This is a genomic window from Aeromonas sp. R4-3 (genome assembly GCF_040908275.1).
In the GTDB taxonomy this organism is placed as follows: domain Bacteria; phylum Pseudomonadota; class Gammaproteobacteria; order Enterobacterales; family Aeromonadaceae; genus Aeromonas; species Aeromonas rivipollensis.
This window is the reverse complement of record NZ_JBFODK010000016.1, coordinates 1-20,247: the sequence shown is the minus strand read 5'-3', so window position 1 is coordinate 20,247 and position 20,247 is coordinate 1. Positions and strand designations below refer to the sequence as shown.

The window sequence follows — 20,247 nt, the reverse complement described above, 5'->3', positions numbered from 1 at the left end:
GCGATCAGGGTAACAACCATTTTGATGTTGTCGCCTGGCATTACCATTTCAACGCCTTCCGGCAGTTCGATGGTACCGGTCACGTCGGTAGTACGGAAGTAGAACTGCGGACGGTAGCCCTTGAAGAACGGGGTATGACGACCACCTTCTTCTTTGGACAGCACGTACACTTCGGATTCGAACTTGGTGTGCGGCTTGATGGAGCCCGGCTTGGCCAGTACTTGACCACGCTCAACTTCTTCACGCTTCACGCCACGCAGCAGGGCGCCAACGTTCTCACCAGCACGGCCTTCGTCCAGCAGTTTGCGGAACATTTCAACACCGGTACAGGTGGTAGAAACGGTGTCTTTGATACCGACGATTTCTACAGTCTCACCGACCTTGACGATACCGCGCTCTACACGACCGGTAACAACGGTACCACGGCCAGCGATGGAGAAGACGTCTTCGATAGGCATCAGGAACGGCTGGTCAATGGCACGCTCCGGCTCCGGGATGTAGGTATCCAGGTGGTGAGCCAGCTCGATGATCTTCTCTTCCCATGCAGCGTCGCCTTCCAGCGCTTTCAGCGCGGAACCACGAACTACCGGCAGGTCATCACCCGGGAAGTCGTACTCGGTCAGCAGTTCACGAACTTCCATCTCGACCAGTTCGAGCAGCTCTTCGTCATCTACCATGTCGCACTTGTTCATGAACACGATCATGTACGGGATGCCAACCTGGCGACCCAGCAGGATGTGCTCACGAGTTTGCGGCATCGGGCCGTCAGTCGCGGCTACTACCAGAATCGCGCCGTCCATCTGGGCAGCACCGGTGATCATGTTCTTAACGTAGTCGGCGTGACCCGGGCAATCTACGTGGGCGTAGTGACGGATAGCGGTGTCGTATTCTACGTGGGAGGTGTTGATGGTGATACCACGCTCACGCTCTTCCGGCGCCTTGTCGATCTGGTCGAAGGCGAAAGCTTTACCACCGAAGTGCTTGGCCAGCACGTTGGTGATGGCGGCGGTCAGGGTGGTTTTACCGTGGTCAACGTGGCCGATGGTGCCGACGTTTACGTGCGGTTTGTTACGCTCAAATTTTTCTTTAGACACGACGTAGTCCTTCTAGGTTAAACCCGCCTACCGTCGTAGGCGGGGAATCATAAATTACTTGGATTTGCGCTCTTCGATCACGGCCTGGGCGACGTTAGTCGGGGCATCGTGATACTTGGCGAATTCCATGGCGTAGGAAGCGCGACCCTGGGTAGCGGAACGCAGGGCAGTCGCATAACCGAACATCTCGGCCAGCGGCACGAGAGCACGAACGATCTTGCCGGACGGGCCGTCTTCCATACCTTCGATCAGGCCACGACGACGGTTCAGGTCACCGATCACGTCGCCCATGTAATCTTCCGGAGTCTCAACTTCTACTTTCATGATCGGTTCGAGCAGAACCGGGTTGGCCTTCATGAAGCCAGCCTTAAAGGCCATGGAAGCAGCGATTTTGAACGCCAGTTCGGAGGAGTCGACATCGTGGTAGGAACCGAAGTGCAGACGCACGCCCAGATCCATTACCGGATAGCCAGCCAGCGGGCCGGACTTCAGCTGCTCACGGATACCCTTGTCAACACCCGGGATGAACTCACCAGGAATCACACCGCCCTTGATGTCGTTAACGAACTCGTAGGCTTTGCCTTCTTCCAGCGGGTACATGTCGATCACAACGTGACCGTACTGACCACGACCACCGGACTGCTTGGCATGCTTGCCTTCGATGTCCTTGACGGTATTGCGGATGGTTTCACGGTAGGCAACCTGCGGCTTACCTACGTTCGCTTCAACCTTGAACTCGCGACGCATACGGTCAACGATGATGTCCAGGTGCAGCTCACCCATACCGGCGATGATGGTTTGGCCAGATTCTTCGTCAGTCCATACGCGGAAAGACGGATCTTCCTGCGCCAGACGGCCGAGTGCCAGACCCATCTTCTCTTGGTCAGCCTTGGTTTTCGGCTCAACCGCGATGGAGATTACCGGCTCCGGGAATTCCATACGCTCGAGGATGATCGGCGATTTTTCGTCACACAGGGTGTCACCAGTGGTCACGTCTTTCAGACCGATGGCAGCGGCGATGTCGCCTGCGCGAACTTCTTTGATCTCTTCACGCTTGTTGGCGTGCATCTGAACGATACGGCCAAAACGCTCGCGCTTCTCTTTGACAGAGTTCAGCACGGAGTCACCGGAGTTAACCACACCGGAGTAAACGCGGAAGAAGGTCAGGTTGCCAACGAACGGGTCGGTAGCGATCTTGAATGCCAGAGCAGAGAACGGCTCGTCATCGGAAGCGTGACGCTCGTCTTTGGTGACGCCATCCAGCTTCAGACCGTCGATGGCTGCTACGTCGGTCGGAGCCGGCAGATAGTCAACCACGGCATCCAGCATGGCCTGTACACCCTTGTTCTTGAACGCGGAGCCACAGGTAACCAGGATGATTTCGTTGTTCAGAACACGCTGACGAAGAGCTTTCTTGATCTCTTCTTCGGTCAGTTCTTCACCACCCAGGTATTTTTCCATCAGGTCTTCAGACGCTTCAGCAGCGGCTTCAACCAGGTTCATGCGCATTTCTTGCGCTTGTTCCAGCAGCTCGGCCGGGACGTCTTCGTAATCGAAAGACACGCCCTGGTCAGCTTCGCTCCAGTTGATGGCTTTCATCTTGACCAGGTCGATAACGCCCTTGAAGTTCTCTTCTGCACCGATGTTCAGTTGCAGCGGAACCGGGGTACCTTTCAGACGGGTCTTGATGTGCTCAACGCAGCGCAGATAGTTGGCGCCGGTACGGTCCATCTTGTTGACGAACGCGATACGGGGAACCTTGTACTTGTTAGCCTGACGCCATACGGTCTCAGACTGTGGCTGTACGCCACCTACGGCACAGTACACCATCACGGCGCCGTCCAGAACACGCATTGAACGCTCTACTTCGATAGTAAAGTCAACGTGGCCCGGGGTATCGATGATGTTGATACGGTGCGGTTGGAACTGTTTACCCATACCGGACCAGAAAGCGGTGGTCGCGGCGGAGGTGATGGTGATACCACGCTCTTGTTCCTGTTCCATCCAGTCCATGGTGGCGGCGCCATCGTGAACTTCACCGATCTTGTGACTTACACCGGTGTAAAACAGAACGCGCTCGGTAGTAGTAGTCTTACCGGCGTCGATGTGAGCAGAGATACCGATGTTACGATAACGCTCAATGGGGGTTGTACGAGCCATTGTCATCCTCTTACTAGGGCACTTGTCCCCAGATAATTAAAGGTGCGCAGAGCCAGAAGACCCTGCGCAAGCGGATTACCAGCGGAAGTGAGCGAAGGCCTTGTTCGCTTCAGCCATACGGTGAACGTCTTCACGTTTCTTGACAGACGAACCCTTATTGTCAGCGGCATCCAGCAGCTCGCCAGCCAAACGCTGAGCCATTGATTTTTCACCACGTTTACGAGCGGCATCAACCAACCAGCGCATTGCCAGGGCATTGCGACGAACCGGACGAACTTCTACCGGCACCTGATAGGTTGCACCACCGACGCGACGAGATTTAACCTCGACCGCCGGACGAATGTTGTCCAGAGCGACTTCGAACAGGGCCAGGTGCTCTTTGCCAGATTTGGTGGCAATGATGTCCAGGGCGCCATAAACGATGGCTTCTGCAACAGATTTCTTACCGTCAACCATTACTACGTTGACAAATTTAGCCAGCAGCTCTGATCCGAACTTGGGATCCGGCAGGATTTTACGCTGACCAACAACACGACGTCTTGGCATTTCAAATTCTCCGTAACTTCAGGGGTTACCCAAAACTAGAAAGTTATCTAACTAGAAACGAATTAACGTTTGGCCTTACTTAACGGAGAACCATTAAGCTTTCGGACGCTTCACGCCATACTTGGAGCGAGCCTGCTTACGGTCTTTAACACCGGCACAGTCCAACGCACCACGAACGGTGTGATAACGAACACCTGGCAAATCCTTGACACGACCGCCACGGATCAGAACAACGGAGTGCTCCTGCAGGTTGTGACCTTCACCGCCGATGTAGGAGGTGACTTCGAAGCCGTTGGTCAGACGTACACGGCACACTTTACGCAGTGCAGAGTTAGGCTTCTTGGGGGTGGTGGTGTATACACGGGTGCATACGCCACGCTTCTGAGGGCACGCTTCCAGCGCCGGCACGTTGCTTTTCACAACGAGCTTGATGCGTGGCTTGCGAACCAACTGGTTAATAGTTGCCATCAAAAGGCTCCTGATAATGACTTCATAAACGTGTGAAAAATCCTCCCCGCAGATACGGGGACGCGAAATTTTATGCCCTGTTGTCTGGGGAGTCAAGATTTATACAATTCGTGCGCCAAAAGGGCAAATGACATCCCGCCATTATTGTGATAACCACCTGAGCCAACAGGCAAAAATCAAAACTAGCCGGCCCAGGTCTGCGGTGATCCCTGTTCGGCGATCAGCTTGATCAGGCCGGCCATGTCGAGTTCCATCCCGATCCTGGGGGACAACCCCCTCGCCTTCAGGTCTTCCCCCATCACATAGAGGGGGATCCCGTTCAATCGTTCGCACCACTGCGGGGCCGTCACCGCCACTACGGCGTCCTGCATCAGCACCAGCAGATCCGCGTCCTGACGATAACGCAGCACCTGCTCGAGGTCCTGGCTGAGAAAGGGAGAGTTCAATACCAGCTGTATCATGGGCACCTCAAAAGCTGATGTGGGTGGTGAAGTTGTCCCACTGATGGCGGATCTCGGCAGGGCTCAGTACCGTCACGGGGATCAGCAGATCCTCTGCCCTCAGACCACGTTCGGCCAGCGACGCCGCACAGACATAAACCTCCTCGACATCGTACAGTTCCAGCATCTTGAAGGTCGGGGCGTAGTGGCGCTGCAATATCCCCTGTGGCGACTGCTCCCTGAGCAATTGCAGCACACCGTCACCGATGAGGAACAGCGCCAGTGATTCCGTCAGCGCAGAGGTGGCCAGCAAGGCATCCAGTCCCTCTCGTCCACTCGCCGTACCGTGGGGACCACGCCGGCAGATAAAGGCTATCTTGGTCATTCCATCCCCCTAGAACTGGACGAAGCGGTCGGCGGTCAGACTGGCTTCGGCCAGTTGCCCCAGCCCGCTTAAACGAAACGGGGCCTGCAGATTGAACTGGGTCTTGCCTATCCCCTTAGCCTCGGCTTCATCGAGCACCCCGCGGCGCATGGCGGCGGCGACACACACATCGATGGCAATGCCCTGCGCCAGAGCCAGATCGCGCCACAGCGCCACCAGGTCGGTCTCATCGCTGGCCGGGGCATGCAGACCATTGCCGTTATGGACCCCATCCTGATAGAAGAACAGGTGGGACAGCTGATGTCCCTGCTCGATGAGGCTCAGGGCGAAGCGATAGGCTGTGCTGGCCGTCTGGGTACCATAGGCGGGCCCGGTGACCAGCAGGGCAAAATTCAGACTCATATCCGGACTCCTGCACAGATGTGCATCCATTCTACCTCAAAGACGAAAAAGCCCCTCCTGGGAGGGGCTCTTCCGATGACTCAGACTCAGACATGAGCAATGGCTTCGACTTCGACCAGCACATCCTTGGGCAGGCGAGCCACTTCCACGCAGGAGCGCGCCGGCGCAGCATCACCGAAGTAGCGGGCATAGACCTGGTTGAAGGCCACGAAGTTGTTCATGTCGCTCAGGAAACAGGTGGTCTTCAGCACCTTGCTGGTATCGGCACCCGCCGCCTTCAATACTGCAACCAGGTTCTTCATCACCTGCTCGGCCTGCGCCTCGATGCCACCGGCAACTATGTCCATGGTGGCCGGATCGAGCGGGATCTGCCCGGAGGTGAACACCAGGTCACCCAGCTTGGTAGCCTGAACATAAGGACCAATTGCGGCAGGCGCCTTGTCGGTTGCAATCACTTCTTTAGCCATTGTTATCTATCCCCTATCTATGGCGCTTACTCGCTCTCTTCTTCACCCTGCTTGCGCTGTCGGATGTAGAGATACACGGTATGTTTGGAAATATTCAGCTTGTCGGCGACCAGGTTGATCGAGTCCTTGATATCAAATATGCCCTTCTCGAACAACTGGGTCACGATAAAACGATTCTTGGCGTTGTTGGCCACGGAGGGATCGCGGTTGATCTCGTCGATGGTGTTGTCCACCGTCTGGGCAACCAGCTCCTCCACGCTGTTGGCGAAGGTCTCCGGCGATTGACGCTCCACTTGCTGGGGCGTCGGGAAGAATTCGGCTACGAACTCGTGGAAAGGCGCATTGATGTGCAAGTTGATGCAGATAAGACCTATCACCTGCTTGTCGCGGTTGCGGATGGCGATAGTGCTCGACTTCATCAGCGCACCGGTCCGGCTGCGGGCAAAGTAGCTCTGGGTGTGATCCTGACCCGTGCTCTCGATGTCCTTGAGCATGCGCAGGGCCAGATCGGTGATCGGCGCTCCCAGGGTCCGCCCCGTGTTGAATCCGTTCGCTATCTTGATCACTGACTCATGCAGATTTTCCAGGGAATGCAGCACCACTTCGCAGTGCTTGCCGAACAGATCGGCCAGGCCCTCGATGAGGCCCTCATATGAACGCAACAATTCCCTGTCTTCGTCTGTAAAAGCGCGACCGCTCAGTTGCTCTTCGGGAAGCAGTACTTCCTCGATACCGACAGCCATGTTTTACCCCTGTAATAACCATTCAACTTTCCCGAGTTTTCAATTGCGGGGGATCAATGTCAACTTTTTTTGATTTTTTGCTCTATAACCTTGCACTGGATCATCCCCTGCCCCAGCCCGGTGCAGCGCACTGCTGGCGGGCGGGCAACAAAAAGGGCCCCTTGAAGGAGCCCTTTTTAATCACTGCAGCTGAAGATTACTCTTCGTCAAAACTGCCGGCTGCGTTGAGCAGATCCGCCAGATTTTGCTGAGCCTCATCGGCAGTCACCTGCGGCACACCGACAGCACGGGCTGCGGCGGCACGCTGGTTGATCCGGGCATGGTGGTAGGCAAAGCCGGTACCAGCCGGGATCAGACGACCCACGATCACGTTCTCTTTCAGGCCACGCAGTTCGTCACGCTTGCCGCCAACGGCCGCTTCGGTCAGAACACGAGTGGTTTCCTGGAAGGAAGCCGCGGAGATGAAGGACTCGGTGCTCAGGGATGCCTTGGTAATACCCATCAGGATGTGACGGAAGGTGGCCGGAGTCTTACCCTCGGCAACCAGCTTACGGTTGGCAATCTTCACACGAGCCACTTCAACCTGCTCGCCTTCGATCAGGTCGGTGTCGCCAGCGCTCAGGATCTCGCACTTGCGCAGCATCTGACGAACGATGACTTCGATGTGCTTGTCGTTGATCTTAACGCCTTGCAGACGGTAAACGTCCTGCACTTCGTTGGCGATGTAGTTGGCGACCGGGCTGATACCGCGCAGACGCAGGATGTCATGAGCAGACTCAGGACCGTCTGCCAGCACTTCACCCTTCTCAACTTTTTCACCTTCGAACACGTTCAGGTGACGCCACTTCGGAATCATCTCTTCGTAGATGTCGCCACCGTCGGTCGGGGTGATGACCAGACGGCGCTTGCCCTTGGTCTCTTTCCCGAAGGAGATGGTACCGGAGATCTCGGCCAGGATAGCCGGTTCCTTCGGTTGACGTGCTTCGAACAGATCCGCAACGCGCGGCAGACCACCGGTGATGTCCTTGGTACCGCTGGACTCTTGCGGGATACGCGCGACCGCGTCACCCACGCCCACGTTGGCACCATCCTCCAGGTTCACGATCGCCTTGCCCGGCAGGAAGTACTGGGCGGCTACATCGGTACCCGGGATCATGACATCCTTGCCGTTCTGGTCGACCAGCTTCACGGTCGGACGCATCTCTTTACCGGCGCTCGGACGTTCGTTGACATCCAGCACGACGATAGAGGAGAGACCGGTCAGCTCGTCGGTCTGACGAGTGATGGTCACACCGTCGATCATGTGTTCGAAGTCCAGGCGACCTGCTACTTCGGTGATGATCGGGTGGGTGTGCGGATCCCAGTTGGCGACGGTATCACCGGCACTCACGGCCTGGCCATCTTTCACTTCCAGGACGGAACCGTAAGGCAGCTTGTGGCTTTCCTTGGTACGGCCCATCTCGTCCATGATGGTCAGTTCGGTAGAACGGGAGGTGATAACCAGCTTGTCTGCACTGTTGGTAACAAACTTGGCGTTCTGCAGCTTGATGCTACCGGTGTTCTTGACCTGGATGCTGCTCTCGGCAGCAGCTCGGGATGCGGCACCACCGATGTGGAAGGTACGCATCGTCAGCTGGGTACCCGGCTCACCGATGGACTGGGCGGCGATAACACCGACAGCCTCACCCTTGTTCACCAGGTGACCACGGGCCAGATCACGGCCGTAGCAGTGGGCACAGTTACCGAAGTCGGTCTCACAGGTGATGGCAGAACGTACCTTCACGCGGTCGACGGAGTTACGCTCCAGCAGGTCACACAGATACTCGTCGAGCAGAGTATTGCGCGCAACCAGGATCTCGCTTTCAGTACCCGGCTTGATCACGTCTTCGGCGACCACACGACCCAGCACGCGCTCACGCAGCGGCTCGACCACGTCACCACCTTCGATCAGCGGAGTCATCCACAGACCTTCGGTCGTACCGCAATCGTCCTCGGTGATCACCATGTCCTGAGCCACGTCAACCAGACGACGAGTCAGGTAACCGGAGTTCGCCGTCTTCAGTGCGGTATCCGCCAGACCCTTACGAGCACCGTGAGTGGAGATGAAGTACTGCAGTACGTTCAGACCTTCACGGAAGTTCGCCACGATCGGCGTTTCGATGATGGAACCATCCGGCTTGGCCATCAGGCCACGCATACCGGCCAGCTGACGGATCTGGGCGGCGGAGCCCCGCGCACCAGAGTCGGCCATCATGAAGATGCTGTTGAAGGAGGCCTGCTCTTCTTCTTCACCCAGGGAGTTGACGTTCCGCTCCTTGGAGAGGTTATCCATCATGGCCTTGGAGACACGATCGTTCGCGCTGGCCCAGATATCGATAACCTTGTTGTAGCGTTCGCCCGCGGTCACCAGACCGGACAGGAACTGGTCCTGGATCTCGGCGACTTCGGCTTCGGCTGCCGCAATGATGTCTTTCTTGGCATCCGGGATGACCATGTCATCGATACCAACGGAAGCACCGGACAGGGCCGCGTAATGGAAACCGGTATACATCAGCTGGTCAGCGAAGATGACGGTGTCCTTCAGGCCCTGCTTGCGATAGCAGGTGTTCAGCAGACGGGAGATGAGCTTTTTGCCCAGCGCCTTGTTGGATACGGATTTGATCCAGTTCTGCGGATTGGCATCCAGATCGGCTTGCTCGGCGGCAGTCAGCACCTTGGGTTCGTCGATCAGCGCGTATTCCATGCCTTTGGGCAGGATCAGGCTCAGGATCGCACGACCAACGGTGGTGTTCTTCATCTCGGTGTGCGGCAGCAGGGAACCGTCTTCCTGACGCAGGTATTCGGTAATGCGCACTTTCACACGAGCATGGAGATCGGCCAGACCGGCGCGATAGACCTTCTCGGCTTCTTTCGGGCCGGCCAGCACCATACCTTCGCCCTTGGCGTTGATACGGGCACGGGTCATGTAGTACAGACCCAAGACCACGTCCTGAGAAGGAACGATGATCGGCTCACCGGAGGCAGGCGACAGGATGTTGTTGGTAGACATCATCAGGGCGCGCGCTTCCAGCTGGGCTTCCAGGGTCAGCGGTACGTGGACCGCCATCTGGTCACCATCGAAGTCCGCGTTATAGGCGGCACAGACGAGCGGGTGCAGCTGGATGGCCTTGCCTTCGATCAGGGTCGGTTCAAACGCCTGGATACCCAGACGGTGCAGGGTCGGTGCACGGTTCAGCAGGACCGGGTGTTCGCGGATCACTTCGTCCAGGATGTCCCAAACGACGGCTTCTTCGCGCTCCACCATCTTCTTGGCGGCCTTGATGGTGGTCGCCAGACCACGGGATTCCAGCTTGCCATAGATGAAGGGCTTGAACAGCTCGAGCGCCATCTTCTTCGGCAGACCGCACTGATGCAGACGCAGGGTCGGACCTACGGTGATAACGGAACGACCGGAGTAGTCGACACGTTTACCCAGCAAGTTCTGACGGAAACGACCTTGCTTACCCTTGATCATGTCGGCCAAGGATTTCAGCGGGCGCTTGTTGGAACCTGTGATGGCACGACCACGACGGCCGTTATCCAGCAGGGCATCCACGGACTCTTGCAGCATGCGCTTTTCGTTGCGCACGATTATGTCCGGCGCCGCCAGATCCAGCAGACGCTTCAGGCGGTTGTTACGGTTGATCACGCGACGGTACAGATCGTTCAGATCGGAAGTCGCGAAACGGCCGCCGTCCAGCGGTACCAGCGGACGCAGGTCCGGCGGCAGCACAGGCAGCACTGTCATGATCATCCACTCCGGCTTGTTGCCGGACTGCAGGAAGGCTTCCATCAGCTTCAGGCGCTTGGTGGTCTTCTTGCGCTTGGTCTCGGAGTTGGTTTGATCCAGCTCCTCGCGCATGGTCTTGACTTCACCTTCCAGATCGATGGCACGCAGCAATGCAAGGATTGCTTCGGCACCCATCTTGGCGTCGAATTCGTCGCCCCACTCTTCCAGTGCGTCCAGATAGTTCTCTTCGGACAGCATCTGGCTGCGCTCGAGGTTGGTCATGCCGGGTTCGATCACTACATAGGATTCGAAATACAGCACGCGCTCGATGTCACGCAGGGTCATGTCCAGCAGCAGACCGATACGGGACGGCAGGGACTTCAGGAACCAGATGTGGGCAGTCGGGCTGGCCAGCTCGATGTGGCCCATGCGCTCGCGACGGACCTTGGTCTGGGTCACTTCTACGCCGCACTTCTCGCAGATCACACCACGGTGTTTCAGGCGCTTGTACTTGCCGCACAGACACTCGTAGTCCTTCACCGGTCCGAAGATACGGGCGCAGAACAGACCATCACGTTCCGGCTTGAAAGTCCGGTAGTTGATGGTCTCAGGCTTTTTGACCTCACCGAATGACCAGGAGCGGATCATGTCAGGAGAGGCCAGACCGATCTTGATACTGTCAAACTCTTCGGTCTTGGTCTGAGCCTTCAAAAACTTGAGTAAGTCTTTCACGTGTTTCCCCTGTCAGGAGTCTAACCTCGGCGCCCTACTGCCAAAGCAGCAGGGCGCCCACGTCAATTCTCGAACAATAAGAGCGAGCTCTTACTCTTCGTCCAGCTCGATGTTGATACCCAGAGAGCGGATTTCCTTCAACAGTACGTTGAAGGATTCGGGCATGCCCGGCTCCATACGGTGGTCGCCATCCACGATGTTCTTGTACATCTTGGTACGGCCATTCACATCGTCAGACTTGACGGTCAGCATTTCCTGCAGGGTATATGCCGCACCGTAAGCCTCCAGGGCCCACACTTCCATCTCACCGAACCGCTGACCACCGAACTGTGCCTTACCACCCAGCGGCTGCTGGGTAACCAGGCTGTAGGAGCCGGTAGAACGCGCGTGCATCTTGTCGTCTACCAAGTGGTTCAGCTTCAGCATGTACATGTAACCCACGGTGACCTTGCGCTCGAAGGAGTTACCGGTACGACCGTCGAACAGGGAGATCTGACCGGATTCCGGCAGATCGGCCAGCTTCAGCAAGGCCTTGATTTCGCGCTCTTTGGCACCATCAAAGACAGGTGTAGCAACCGGCAGACCCTTACGCAGGTTACCCGCAAGGGTACGTACGTCGTCATCAGACAGCTCGGCGATGTTCACTTGCTGGGTGTCTTTCTCGCCCAGGTCATAGACCTGTTGCAGGAAGTCACGCATCTCGTGCAGCTCGCGCTGATCCTTGATCATGCGGTCTATCTTCTCGCCGATGCCCTTGGCCGCGAGGCCCAGATGCACTTCGAGGATCTGACCGATGTTCATACGGGACGGTACGCCCAGCGGGTTCAGTACGATGTCGACCGGACGGCCGAACTCGTCATGGGGCATGTCCTCGACCGGGCAGATCTTGGAGATAACACCCTTGTTACCGTGACGGCCCGCCATCTTGTCACCCGGTTGGATGCGACGCTTGACTGCCAGGTAAACCTTGACGATTTTCAGTACGCCCGGCGCCAGATCATCACCCTGGATAATCTTGCGACGTTTGTTCTCGAACTTCTTGTCGAAGTCGGCTTTCAGCTCGATGTGCTGTTCGGCGATCTGCTCCAGCTCGATCTGTTTGGCTTCATCTTCGATGGCCAATTCAAACCACTTGGAACGATCCAGCTTGTTCAGACGATCTTCGCTGTAACCGGCGGCCAGCAGCAGGTTGCGGGAGCGGCCGAAAATGCCGTCTTCCAGGATCTTGAACTCTTCGGTCAAGTCCTTCTTCGCTTCCTTCAGCTGCATCTCTTCGATTTCTTTGGCGCGCTTGTCTTTTTCCACGCCATCGCGGGTAAAGACTTGCACGTCAACCACGGTACCGTACACACCGTTCGGCACACGCAGGGAGGAGTCCTTCACATCGGAGGCCTTCTCACCGAAGATGGCGCGCAGCAGCTTCTCTTCCGGGGTCAGCTGGGTTTCACCCTTGGGTGTTACCTTGCCGACCAGGATGTCGCCGCCCTTCACTTCGGCACCCACGTAGACGATACCGGACTCGTCCAGCTTGGACAGAGCGGCTTCACCCACGTTCGGGATGTCGGCAGTGATCTCTTCCGGACCCAGCTTGGTGTCACGGGAGATACAGGCCAGTTCCTGGATATGGATGGTGGTCAGGCGATCTTCCTGTACCACGCGCTCATTCACCAGGATCGAGTCTTCGAAGTTGTAACCGTTCCACGGCATGAAGGCGACGCGCAGGTTTTGGCCCAGCGCCAGTTCGCCCAGGTCGGTAGACGGGCCGTCAGCCAGCACGTCGCCCGCCATCACCGGCTCACCCAACATCACGCAAGGACGCTGGTTGATACAGGTGTTCTGGTTGGAACGGGTGTACTTGGTCAGGCTGTAGATGTCGATGCCGGCTTCGCCTGGCAGCAGCTCATCTTCATTGACCTTGATAACGATACGGGAGGCATCGACATAGTCGATCATGCCGCCACGCTTGGCCACTACGGTAACACCGGAGTCAACGGCCACGGCGCGTTCCATACCGGTACCTACCAGCGGCTTGTCAGCACGCAGAGTCGGTACGGCCTGACGTTGCATGTTCGAACCCATCAGGGCTCGGTTAGCATCATCGTGCTCCAGGAACGGGATCAGGGCCGCTGCCACAGAAACTATCTGTTGCGGGCTCACGTCCATGTACTGGATCTGGTCGGCGTTCATAAAGGTGGATTCACCCTTGTGACGGCACGGGATCAACTCGTCTTTCAGACGGCCATCTTCGGTGGTCGCGGCGTTAGCCTGTGCGATCACGTACTTGCCTTCTTCGATTGCTGACAGGTAGTCCACTTCGTCGGTGATCACACCGTCGATGACCTTGCGGTACGGGGTCTCGAGGAAACCGTACTCGTTGGTGCGGGAATACACGGACAGCGAGTTGATCAGACCGATGTTCGGACCTTCCGGAGTTTCGATGGGGCACAGACGACCGTAGTGAGTCGGGTGTACATCTCGAACTTCGAAGCCGGCACGCTCACGGGTCAGACCGCCCGGGCCCAGCGCGGAAATACGACGCTTGTGGGTCACTTCGGAGAGCGGGTTGTTCTGGTCCATGAACTGGGACAGCTGGCTGGAACCGAAGAACTCTTTGACCGCGGCGGAGATCGGCTTGGCGTTGATCAGATCCTGCGGCATCAGGGTGTCCAGGTCGCCCAGGGAGAGACGCTCCTTGACCGCACGCTCGACACGCACCAGACCGACGCGGAACTGGTTCTCTGCCATTTCACCGACAGAACGGATACGACGGTTACCCAGGTGGTCGATATCGTCCACCTCGTCATTGCCGTTACGGATGTCGATCAGGCGCTTCATGACTTCGACGATGTCGTCTTTGGTCAGCACGCCAACGCCGGTCTCGTCTTCACGACCCAGACGGCGGTTGAACTTCATCCGACCCACGGTAGACAGGTCGTAACGCTCGGAAGAGAAGAACAGGTTCTCGAACAGCTGCTCGGCCGCTTCGCGGGTGGGCGGCTCGCCCGGACGCATCATGCGGTAGATCTCGACCAACGCTTCCAGACGACTGGAGCTGGAGTCGATACGCAGGGTCTCGGACATGTAAGCACCGTGGTCCAGTTCGTTGGTGAACAGAACCTCGAAGTGCTTGAAGCCGGCTTGGGACAGATTGGCAACCGCTTCCAGGCTCAGGGCCTGGTTGGCAGTCACGACCATTTCACCAGTTTGCGGGTGCGCGTAGTTCTTGGCTGCAACTTTGCCAACAACGTACTCTACCGGCACCTCGATCTGGGTGATGGCGTCTTTTTCCAACTGACGGATATGACGGGCAGTGACACGACGACCGGTCTCAACCACCACGGCGCCATTGGCAATGATGTCGAAGGTCGCAGTCTCACCACGCAGGCGCTCGGGCACCAGATCCATCATCAACTTGCCATCTTTGACCTCGAAACCTATGGTCTCGAAGAAGGTGGCCAGGATTTCTTCGGAACTGAAGTCCAGGGCGCGCAGAATAATGGAGGCCGGCAGTTTACGACGACGGTCGATACGGACAAACAGGTTGTCTTTCGCATCGAACTCGAAGTCCAGCCAGGAGCCACGGTAGGGGATAACGCGGGCGTTATACAGTACCTTACCGGATGAATGTGTTTTGCCTTTATCGTGGTCGAAGAAGACGCCCGGGCTGCGGTGCAGCTGGGAGACGATAACCCGTTCGGTACCATTGATGACAAAGGTGCCGTTTTCGGTCATGAGCGGAATTTCGCCCATGTACACTTCTTGTTCCTTGATATCTTTGACGGTGCCGGCAGCTGCTTCACGGTCGTACAGAACCATACGAAGCTTGACACGCAGCGGCGCGGAGTAGGTCACTCCACGGATCTGGCATTCTTTTACGTCAAATACCGGCTCACCCAGGCGATAGCTGACATACTGAAGCTCAGCACTACCGGAGTAACTGGTGATCGGGAAAACGCTACGGAAAGCGGCCTCTAGGCCATATTCACCTTCCGGGTCAGCCTCGATGAACTGCTTGAAGGAGTCCAGCTGAATGGACAACAGATAAGGCGTGTCCAGTACCTGGTCTCGCTTACCGAAGTCCTTACGAATGCGTTTTTTTTCGGTATAAGAGTAAACCATAGGGTTCCTCAGCTCGCTGATAAGTGACCCACTCTGTCCCGCGGGACAGCTCTGTCTCAACACCGTTTTGTGTTGGCCCGGACGATGAGGCGGTCCGGATTGCTGGTGCACTGAGAGTCGTAAACGGTGTGAAATGCTCTCAGTCTACAGCGCAAAAAGGCTGGTGAACAAACATTCACCAGCCCTAGCCTGTTTTATCAGGCTAATCTACATAAATGCAGATTATTTGATCTCAACAGAAGCACCGGCAGCTTCCAGCTCTTTCTTCAGAGCTTCAGCTTCGTCTTTGGAGACGGCTTCTTTCAGGTTGGTCGGAGCGGCTTCTACCAGGTCCTTGGCTTCTTTCAGGCCCAGGCCGGTGGCAGCACGAACGGCCTTGATGACGGCAACTTTGTTGGCGCCAGCAGCAGTCAGAACTACGTCGAACTCGGTCTTCTCTTCTACTGCTTCAGCGGCCGGACCGGCAGCTACAGCAACAGCGGCAGAAACACCGAACTTCTCTTCCATTGCTTCGATCAGCTCAACAACTTCCATTACGGACATGGAAGCAACGGCTTCGATGATTTGGTCTTTAGTGATAGACATGACAAAAATTCCTGATGTTGAATAAACTCAAACAGCCTAAATAGGCGAGAATCAAGCAGCAGCTTGTTTCTGGTCGCGAACAGCAGCGATAGTACGAACCAGCTTGCCAGCAGAGGCTTCCTTCATGGTAGCCATCAACTTCGCAATTGCTTCGTCGTAGGTCGGCAGCGTGGCCAGACGATCAATTTGTGCTGCGGCGATAAACTCACCGTTAAAAGCGCCAGCCTTGATTTCGAACTTTTGGTTCGCTTTGGCAAACTCTTTGAACAGACGAGCGGCAGCGCCCGGGTGTTCGTTAGAGAAAGCAATCAAGGTAGGACCAGTCAATACGTCGTTCAGGCAACCGAATTCGGTGCCCTCTACCGCGCGACGCAGCAGGGTGTTACGCACAACGCGCATGTACACACCGGCTTCACGAGCGGATTTACGCAGGACGGTCATCTTGTCAACAGTCACACCGCGAGAATCGGCTACAACTGCAGACAGAGCGCCTTTGGCAGCTTCGTTGACTTCAGCAACAATTGCCTTTTTGTCTTCGAGTCCCAATGCCATTGGCTTAACTCCTGGATTGAATCTGAGTCTCATGACTCAGTACTGACACATCCCCCCTACCTTCACAACAGAGGGGAACGATGCGGTAGCAGGATTCCAGAAGAGAAAGAAAACTTTCTCGCTGGGTTTCCGGCACCGTCTACGCAGGAAGGATTAAGGCCTTGCGACCACCTGCGGTCTTGGACGGAGGTCGAAACCCCCAACCAATCAAGGCGCAAAATTATAGATTAAATTTTGCGCCTTGTAAAATCCATCAATTAGCCCTGAGCTTCCAGAGAAGCTTGGTCTACGGCAACACCGGCACCCATGGTGGTGGAGATGCTGACTTTCTTGATGAAGATGCCTTTGGCGGAAGAGGGTTTGCCCTTTTTCAGAGCAACCAGCAGAGCTTCCAAGTTTTCTTTCAGCTGAACTTCGTTGAAAGAAACCTTACCCAGAGTGGTATGGATGATACCATTCTTGTCATTGCGGTAACGAACCTGACCGGCTTTAGCATTCTTCACAGCTTCAGCAACGTTCGGGGTTACGGTACCCACTTTCGGGTTAGGCATCAGGCCGCGCGGGCCCAGGATTTGGCCCAGTTGACCAACAACGCGCATGGCATCCGGGGATGCGATCACGACGTCGAAGTTCATCTCGCCTTTCTTGACCAGCTCGGCCAGGTCATCCATACCAACCAGTTCAGCACCGGCAGCCTTGGCGGCTTCGGCGTTGGCACCCTGGGTGAATACGGCGACACGGATGTCACGACCGGTACCGTGCGGCAGTACAGTAGCACCACGTACGTTCTGGTCGGATTTACGAGCATCGATACCCAGGTTAACGGCAACGTCAACGCTTTCAACGAACTTGGCGGTAGCCAGTTCTTTCAGCAGGGCAATGGCTTCGTTGATGGAGTACTCTTTGGTACCGTCAACTTTTTCGCGAATAACGCGCATACGCTTGGAAAGTTTTGCCATTGTCTTAATCCTCCACTACCAGGCCCATGGAACGAGCGGAGCCTGCGATGCAACGTACTTTTGCATCCAGATCGGCACCAGTCATGTCCGGCTCTTTGGTCTTGGCGATTTCTTGCAGCTGAGCAACAGTCACCTTACCAACCTTGTCTTTGTTCGGCTTGGCGGAACCAGACTGGATACCAGCGGCTTTCTTCAGCAGGAAGGAAGCAGGCGGAGTCTTGGTTTCGAAGGTGAAGGAACGGTCGCTGTAAACGGTGATCACGACAGGAGTCGGTGAGCCTTTTTCCAGCTTTTCTGTACGAGCGTTGAACGCCTTACAGAATTCCATGATGTTCACACCGTGCTGACCCAGAGCAGGACCAACGGGAGGGCTGGGGTTAGCACTGCCAGCCTTAACTTGCAGCTTGATATAAGCTGTGACTTTCTTAGCCATTACGAAAATACCTCAAAAATGGGTTCTAGCGCCTCGGAGACATGCTCCTGCAAACGGCTCCCCAACAAATAAAGGGGCAGCGAATTATAGAGATAATCGCTGCCCCTGACAACCGTTAAACGTACAGAGTTTAATCAGCCCTTTTCGACCTGACCAAAATCCAGTTCTACCGGCGTTGAGCGACCGAAGATCAATACAGAGACCTTCACGCGGCTCTTCTCGTAGTCCACCTCTTCAACGGTGCCGTTGAAGTCAGCGAACGGACCATCGGCAACCCGCACCATTTCACCCGGTTCAAACAGGGTTTTCGGACGCGGCTTGTCGTGGGCATCTTGCAGACGATTGAGGATGGCATCCGCTTCCTTATCGGAGATAGGAGCAGGACGATCGGAGGTGCCGCCGATGAAGCCCATCACACGCGGCACATTGCGTACCAAGTGCCATGTGGTCTCGTCCATCATCATCTGGACCAGGACATAACCCGGGAAAAATTTGCGCTCACTCTTGCGCTTCTGGCCGGCACGCATCTCGACCACTTCTTCGGTCGGGACCAGCACTTCGCCAAACAGCTCTTCCATGCCATGCATCTTGATATGTTCACGCAGGGATTTGGCAACCCGGCCTTCATAGCCGGAAAATGCCTGCACGACATACCATCTCATACGTTGTTCACGTTGTTCAGTCATGGCTTTTCCTTACACACCGGTAATCAGGTTGACCAACCAGACCAAGGCACCGTCCAGAATGAACAGCAAGAGCCCCATCACGGCGGTCACCGCCAGCACAATCAGGGTTGTCTGAATGGCTTCCTGGCGGGTCGGCCATACGACCTTGCGGACTTCCAGGCGCGACTCACGAGCAAAAGCCAGTGTTGCCTTACCTTTGGTGGTTTGCAGGGCCACTGCACCTGCAGCAGCGATGACAACGACCACACCCAGGGCGCGGACGGCGGCGACAACGTCAGTGAGCAGGTAATTACCTACCACAGCGGCCGCCAGGATGATGAAAACCAGGCCCCAAAGAAGGGTATCCTTGCTTCCGCCCTGTCCCTCAGAACTAACACTCATACAACCCACCTGTATCTGACGTAACCAAAGACACAAAAGCCCCGTACGAGACGAGGTATATGGCAGGGGCGGCAGGACTCGAACCCGCAACCATCGGTTTTGGAGACCGCTGTTCTACCAATTCGAACTACGCCCCTGCATAAGAAAGCCCCTATTATAGGGGCTTTGCTTTATTTATGTAAGCCAAGATTAAGCGATAACTTTGGCTACAACACCAGCACCTACGGTACGGCCACCTTCACGGATAGCGAAACGCAGGCCGTCGTCCATCGCGATCGGGGCGATCAGGGTAACAACCATTTTGATGTTGTCGCCTGGCATTACCATTTCAACGCCTTCCGGCAGTTCGATGGTACCGGTCACGTCGGTAGTACGGAAGTAGAACTGCGGACGGTAGCCCTTGAAGAACGGGGTATGACGACCACCTTCTTCTTTGGACAGCACGTACACTTCGGATTCGAACTTGGTGTGCGGCTTGATGGAGCCCGGCTTGGCCAGTACTTGACCACGCTCAACTTCTTCACGCTTCACGCCACGCAGCAGGGCGCCAACGTTCTCACCAGCACGGCCTTCGTCCAGCAGTTTGCGGAACATTTCAACACCGGTACAGGTGGTAGAAACGGTGTCTTTGATACCGACGATTTCTACAGTCTCACCGACCTTGACGATACCGCGCTCTACACGACCGGTAACAACGGTACCACGGCCAGCGATGGAGAAGACGTCTTCGATAGGCATCAGGAACGGCTGGTCAATGGCACGCTCCGGCTCCGGGATGTAGGTATCCAGGTGGTGAGCCAGCTCGATGATCTTCTCTTCCCATGCAGCGTCGCCTTCCAGCGCTTTCAGCGCGGAACCACGAACTACCGGCAGGTCATCACCCGGGAAGTCGTACTCGGTCAGCAGTTCACGAACTTCCATCTCGACCAGTTCGAGCAGCTCTTCGTCATCTACCATGTCGCACTTGTTCATGAACACGATCATGTACGGGATGCCAACCTGGCGACCCAGCAGGATGTGCTCACGAGTTTGCGGCATCGGGCCGTCAGTCGCGGCTACTACCAGAATCGCGCCGTCCATCTGGGCAGCACCGGTGATCATGTTCTTAACGTAGTCGGCGTGACCCGGGCAATCTACGTGGGCGTAGTGACGGATAGCGGTGTCGTATTCTACGTGGGAGGTGTTGATGGTGATACCACGCTCACGCTCTTCCGGCGCCTTGTCGATCTGGTCGAAGGCGAAAGCTTTACCACCGAAGTGCTTGGCCAGCACGTTGGTGATGGCGGCGGTCAGGGTGGTTTTACCGTGGTCAACGTGGCCGATGGT

General features: G+C 56.3%; 18 protein-coding genes and 1 tRNA gene. All 19 read right to left on the bottom strand.

The window, feature by feature from the left end; all coding sequences use genetic code 11:
- Positions 1–1,094, bottom strand: a 1,094-nt coding sequence (tuf, locus tag AB5Y91_RS03080) for an elongation factor Tu (RefSeq protein ID WP_368169047.1), incomplete at its 3' end; no start/stop codon positions are given.
- Positions 1,095–1,148: 54 nt separating this feature from the next.
- Positions 1,149–3,254 (bottom strand): elongation factor G, encoded by a 2,106-nt coding sequence (fusA, locus tag AB5Y91_RS03075; protein ID WP_106885572.1) that lies wholly within the window; start codon positions 3,252–3,254, stop codon positions 1,149–1,151.
- A 75-nt stretch (positions 3,255–3,329) separates the two neighbouring features.
- Complete coding sequence (gene rpsG, locus AB5Y91_RS03070; RefSeq protein WP_010675949.1) at positions 3,330–3,800, bottom strand: 30S ribosomal protein S7; 471 nt, start codon at positions 3,798–3,800, stop codon at positions 3,330–3,332.
- A 93-nt stretch (positions 3,801–3,893) separates the two neighbouring features.
- Positions 3,894–4,268 (bottom strand): 30S ribosomal protein S12, encoded by a 375-nt coding sequence (gene rpsL, locus AB5Y91_RS03065; RefSeq protein WP_005306278.1) that lies wholly within the window; start codon positions 4,266–4,268, stop codon positions 3,894–3,896.
- Positions 4,269–4,450: 182 nt separating this feature from the next.
- Complete coding sequence (gene tusB / locus AB5Y91_RS03060) at positions 4,451–4,729, bottom strand: sulfurtransferase complex subunit TusB (RefSeq protein ID WP_368169046.1); 279 nt, start codon at positions 4,727–4,729, stop codon at positions 4,451–4,453.
- Positions 4,730–4,736: 7 nt separating this feature from the next.
- Positions 4,737–5,093, bottom strand: a complete 357-nt coding sequence (gene tusC / locus AB5Y91_RS03055) for a sulfurtransferase complex subunit TusC (protein WP_368169045.1) — start codon at positions 5,091–5,093, stop codon at positions 4,737–4,739.
- 9 nt (positions 5,094–5,102) lie between these two features.
- Positions 5,103–5,495, bottom strand: coding sequence for a sulfurtransferase complex subunit TusD (gene tusD, locus AB5Y91_RS03050; protein ID WP_163149481.1), 393 nt, complete (start codon positions 5,493–5,495; stop codon positions 5,103–5,105).
- Positions 5,496–5,581: 86 nt separating this feature from the next.
- On the bottom strand, positions 5,582–5,962 hold the full coding sequence (locus AB5Y91_RS03045; protein WP_106885569.1) for a RidA family protein: 381 nt from the start codon (positions 5,960–5,962) through the stop codon (positions 5,582–5,584).
- A gap of 26 nt (positions 5,963–5,988) precedes the next feature.
- On the bottom strand, positions 5,989–6,705 hold the full coding sequence (locus AB5Y91_RS03040; RefSeq protein ID WP_025328613.1) for a transcriptional regulator: 717 nt from the start codon (positions 6,703–6,705) through the stop codon (positions 5,989–5,991).
- 196 nt (positions 6,706–6,901) lie between these two features.
- On the bottom strand, positions 6,902–11,206 hold the full coding sequence (gene rpoC / locus AB5Y91_RS03035) for a DNA-directed RNA polymerase subunit beta' (protein ID WP_005325063.1): 4,305 nt from the start codon (positions 11,204–11,206) through the stop codon (positions 6,902–6,904).
- A gap of 90 nt (positions 11,207–11,296) precedes the next feature.
- Positions 11,297–15,325 carry a DNA-directed RNA polymerase subunit beta gene (gene rpoB, locus AB5Y91_RS03030; protein WP_368169044.1) on the bottom strand — a complete coding sequence of 1,343 codons (4,029 nt, stop codon included), beginning with the start codon at positions 15,323–15,325 and terminating at the stop codon, positions 11,297–11,299.
- Between the two features lie 222 nt (positions 15,326–15,547).
- Complete coding sequence (rplL, locus tag AB5Y91_RS03025) at positions 15,548–15,910, bottom strand: 50S ribosomal protein L7/L12 (RefSeq protein ID WP_025328616.1); 363 nt, start codon at positions 15,908–15,910, stop codon at positions 15,548–15,550.
- A 51-nt stretch (positions 15,911–15,961) separates the two neighbouring features.
- Positions 15,962–16,462: a 50S ribosomal protein L10 gene (rplJ, locus tag AB5Y91_RS03020; RefSeq protein ID WP_025328617.1), complete on the bottom strand. Its 501-nt coding sequence runs from the start codon at positions 16,460–16,462 to the stop codon at positions 15,962–15,964.
- A 257-nt stretch (positions 16,463–16,719) separates the two neighbouring features.
- A complete protein-coding gene (gene rplA, locus AB5Y91_RS03015) occupies positions 16,720–17,421 on the bottom strand; it encodes a 50S ribosomal protein L1 (protein ID WP_041206544.1) in 702 nt (233 codons plus the stop codon).
- Between the two features lie 4 nt (positions 17,422–17,425).
- Complete coding sequence (gene rplK / locus AB5Y91_RS03010; protein ID WP_016352267.1) at positions 17,426–17,854, bottom strand: 50S ribosomal protein L11; 429 nt, start codon at positions 17,852–17,854, stop codon at positions 17,426–17,428.
- Between the two features lie 134 nt (positions 17,855–17,988).
- A complete protein-coding gene (gene nusG, locus AB5Y91_RS03005) occupies positions 17,989–18,540 on the bottom strand; it encodes a transcription termination/antitermination protein NusG (RefSeq protein ID WP_005323644.1) in 552 nt (183 codons plus the stop codon).
- Between the two features lie 9 nt (positions 18,541–18,549).
- Positions 18,550–18,921, bottom strand: coding sequence for a preprotein translocase subunit SecE (secE, locus tag AB5Y91_RS03000; RefSeq protein ID WP_042650611.1), 372 nt, complete (start codon positions 18,919–18,921; stop codon positions 18,550–18,552).
- 60 nt (positions 18,922–18,981) lie between these two features.
- A tRNA-Trp gene (locus tag AB5Y91_RS02995) sits at positions 18,982–19,058 on the bottom strand.
- 52 nt (positions 19,059–19,110) lie between these two features.
- A partial coding sequence (gene tuf / locus AB5Y91_RS02990; RefSeq protein WP_368169043.1) for an elongation factor Tu occupies positions 19,111–20,247 on the bottom strand: 1,137 nt, incomplete at its 5' end.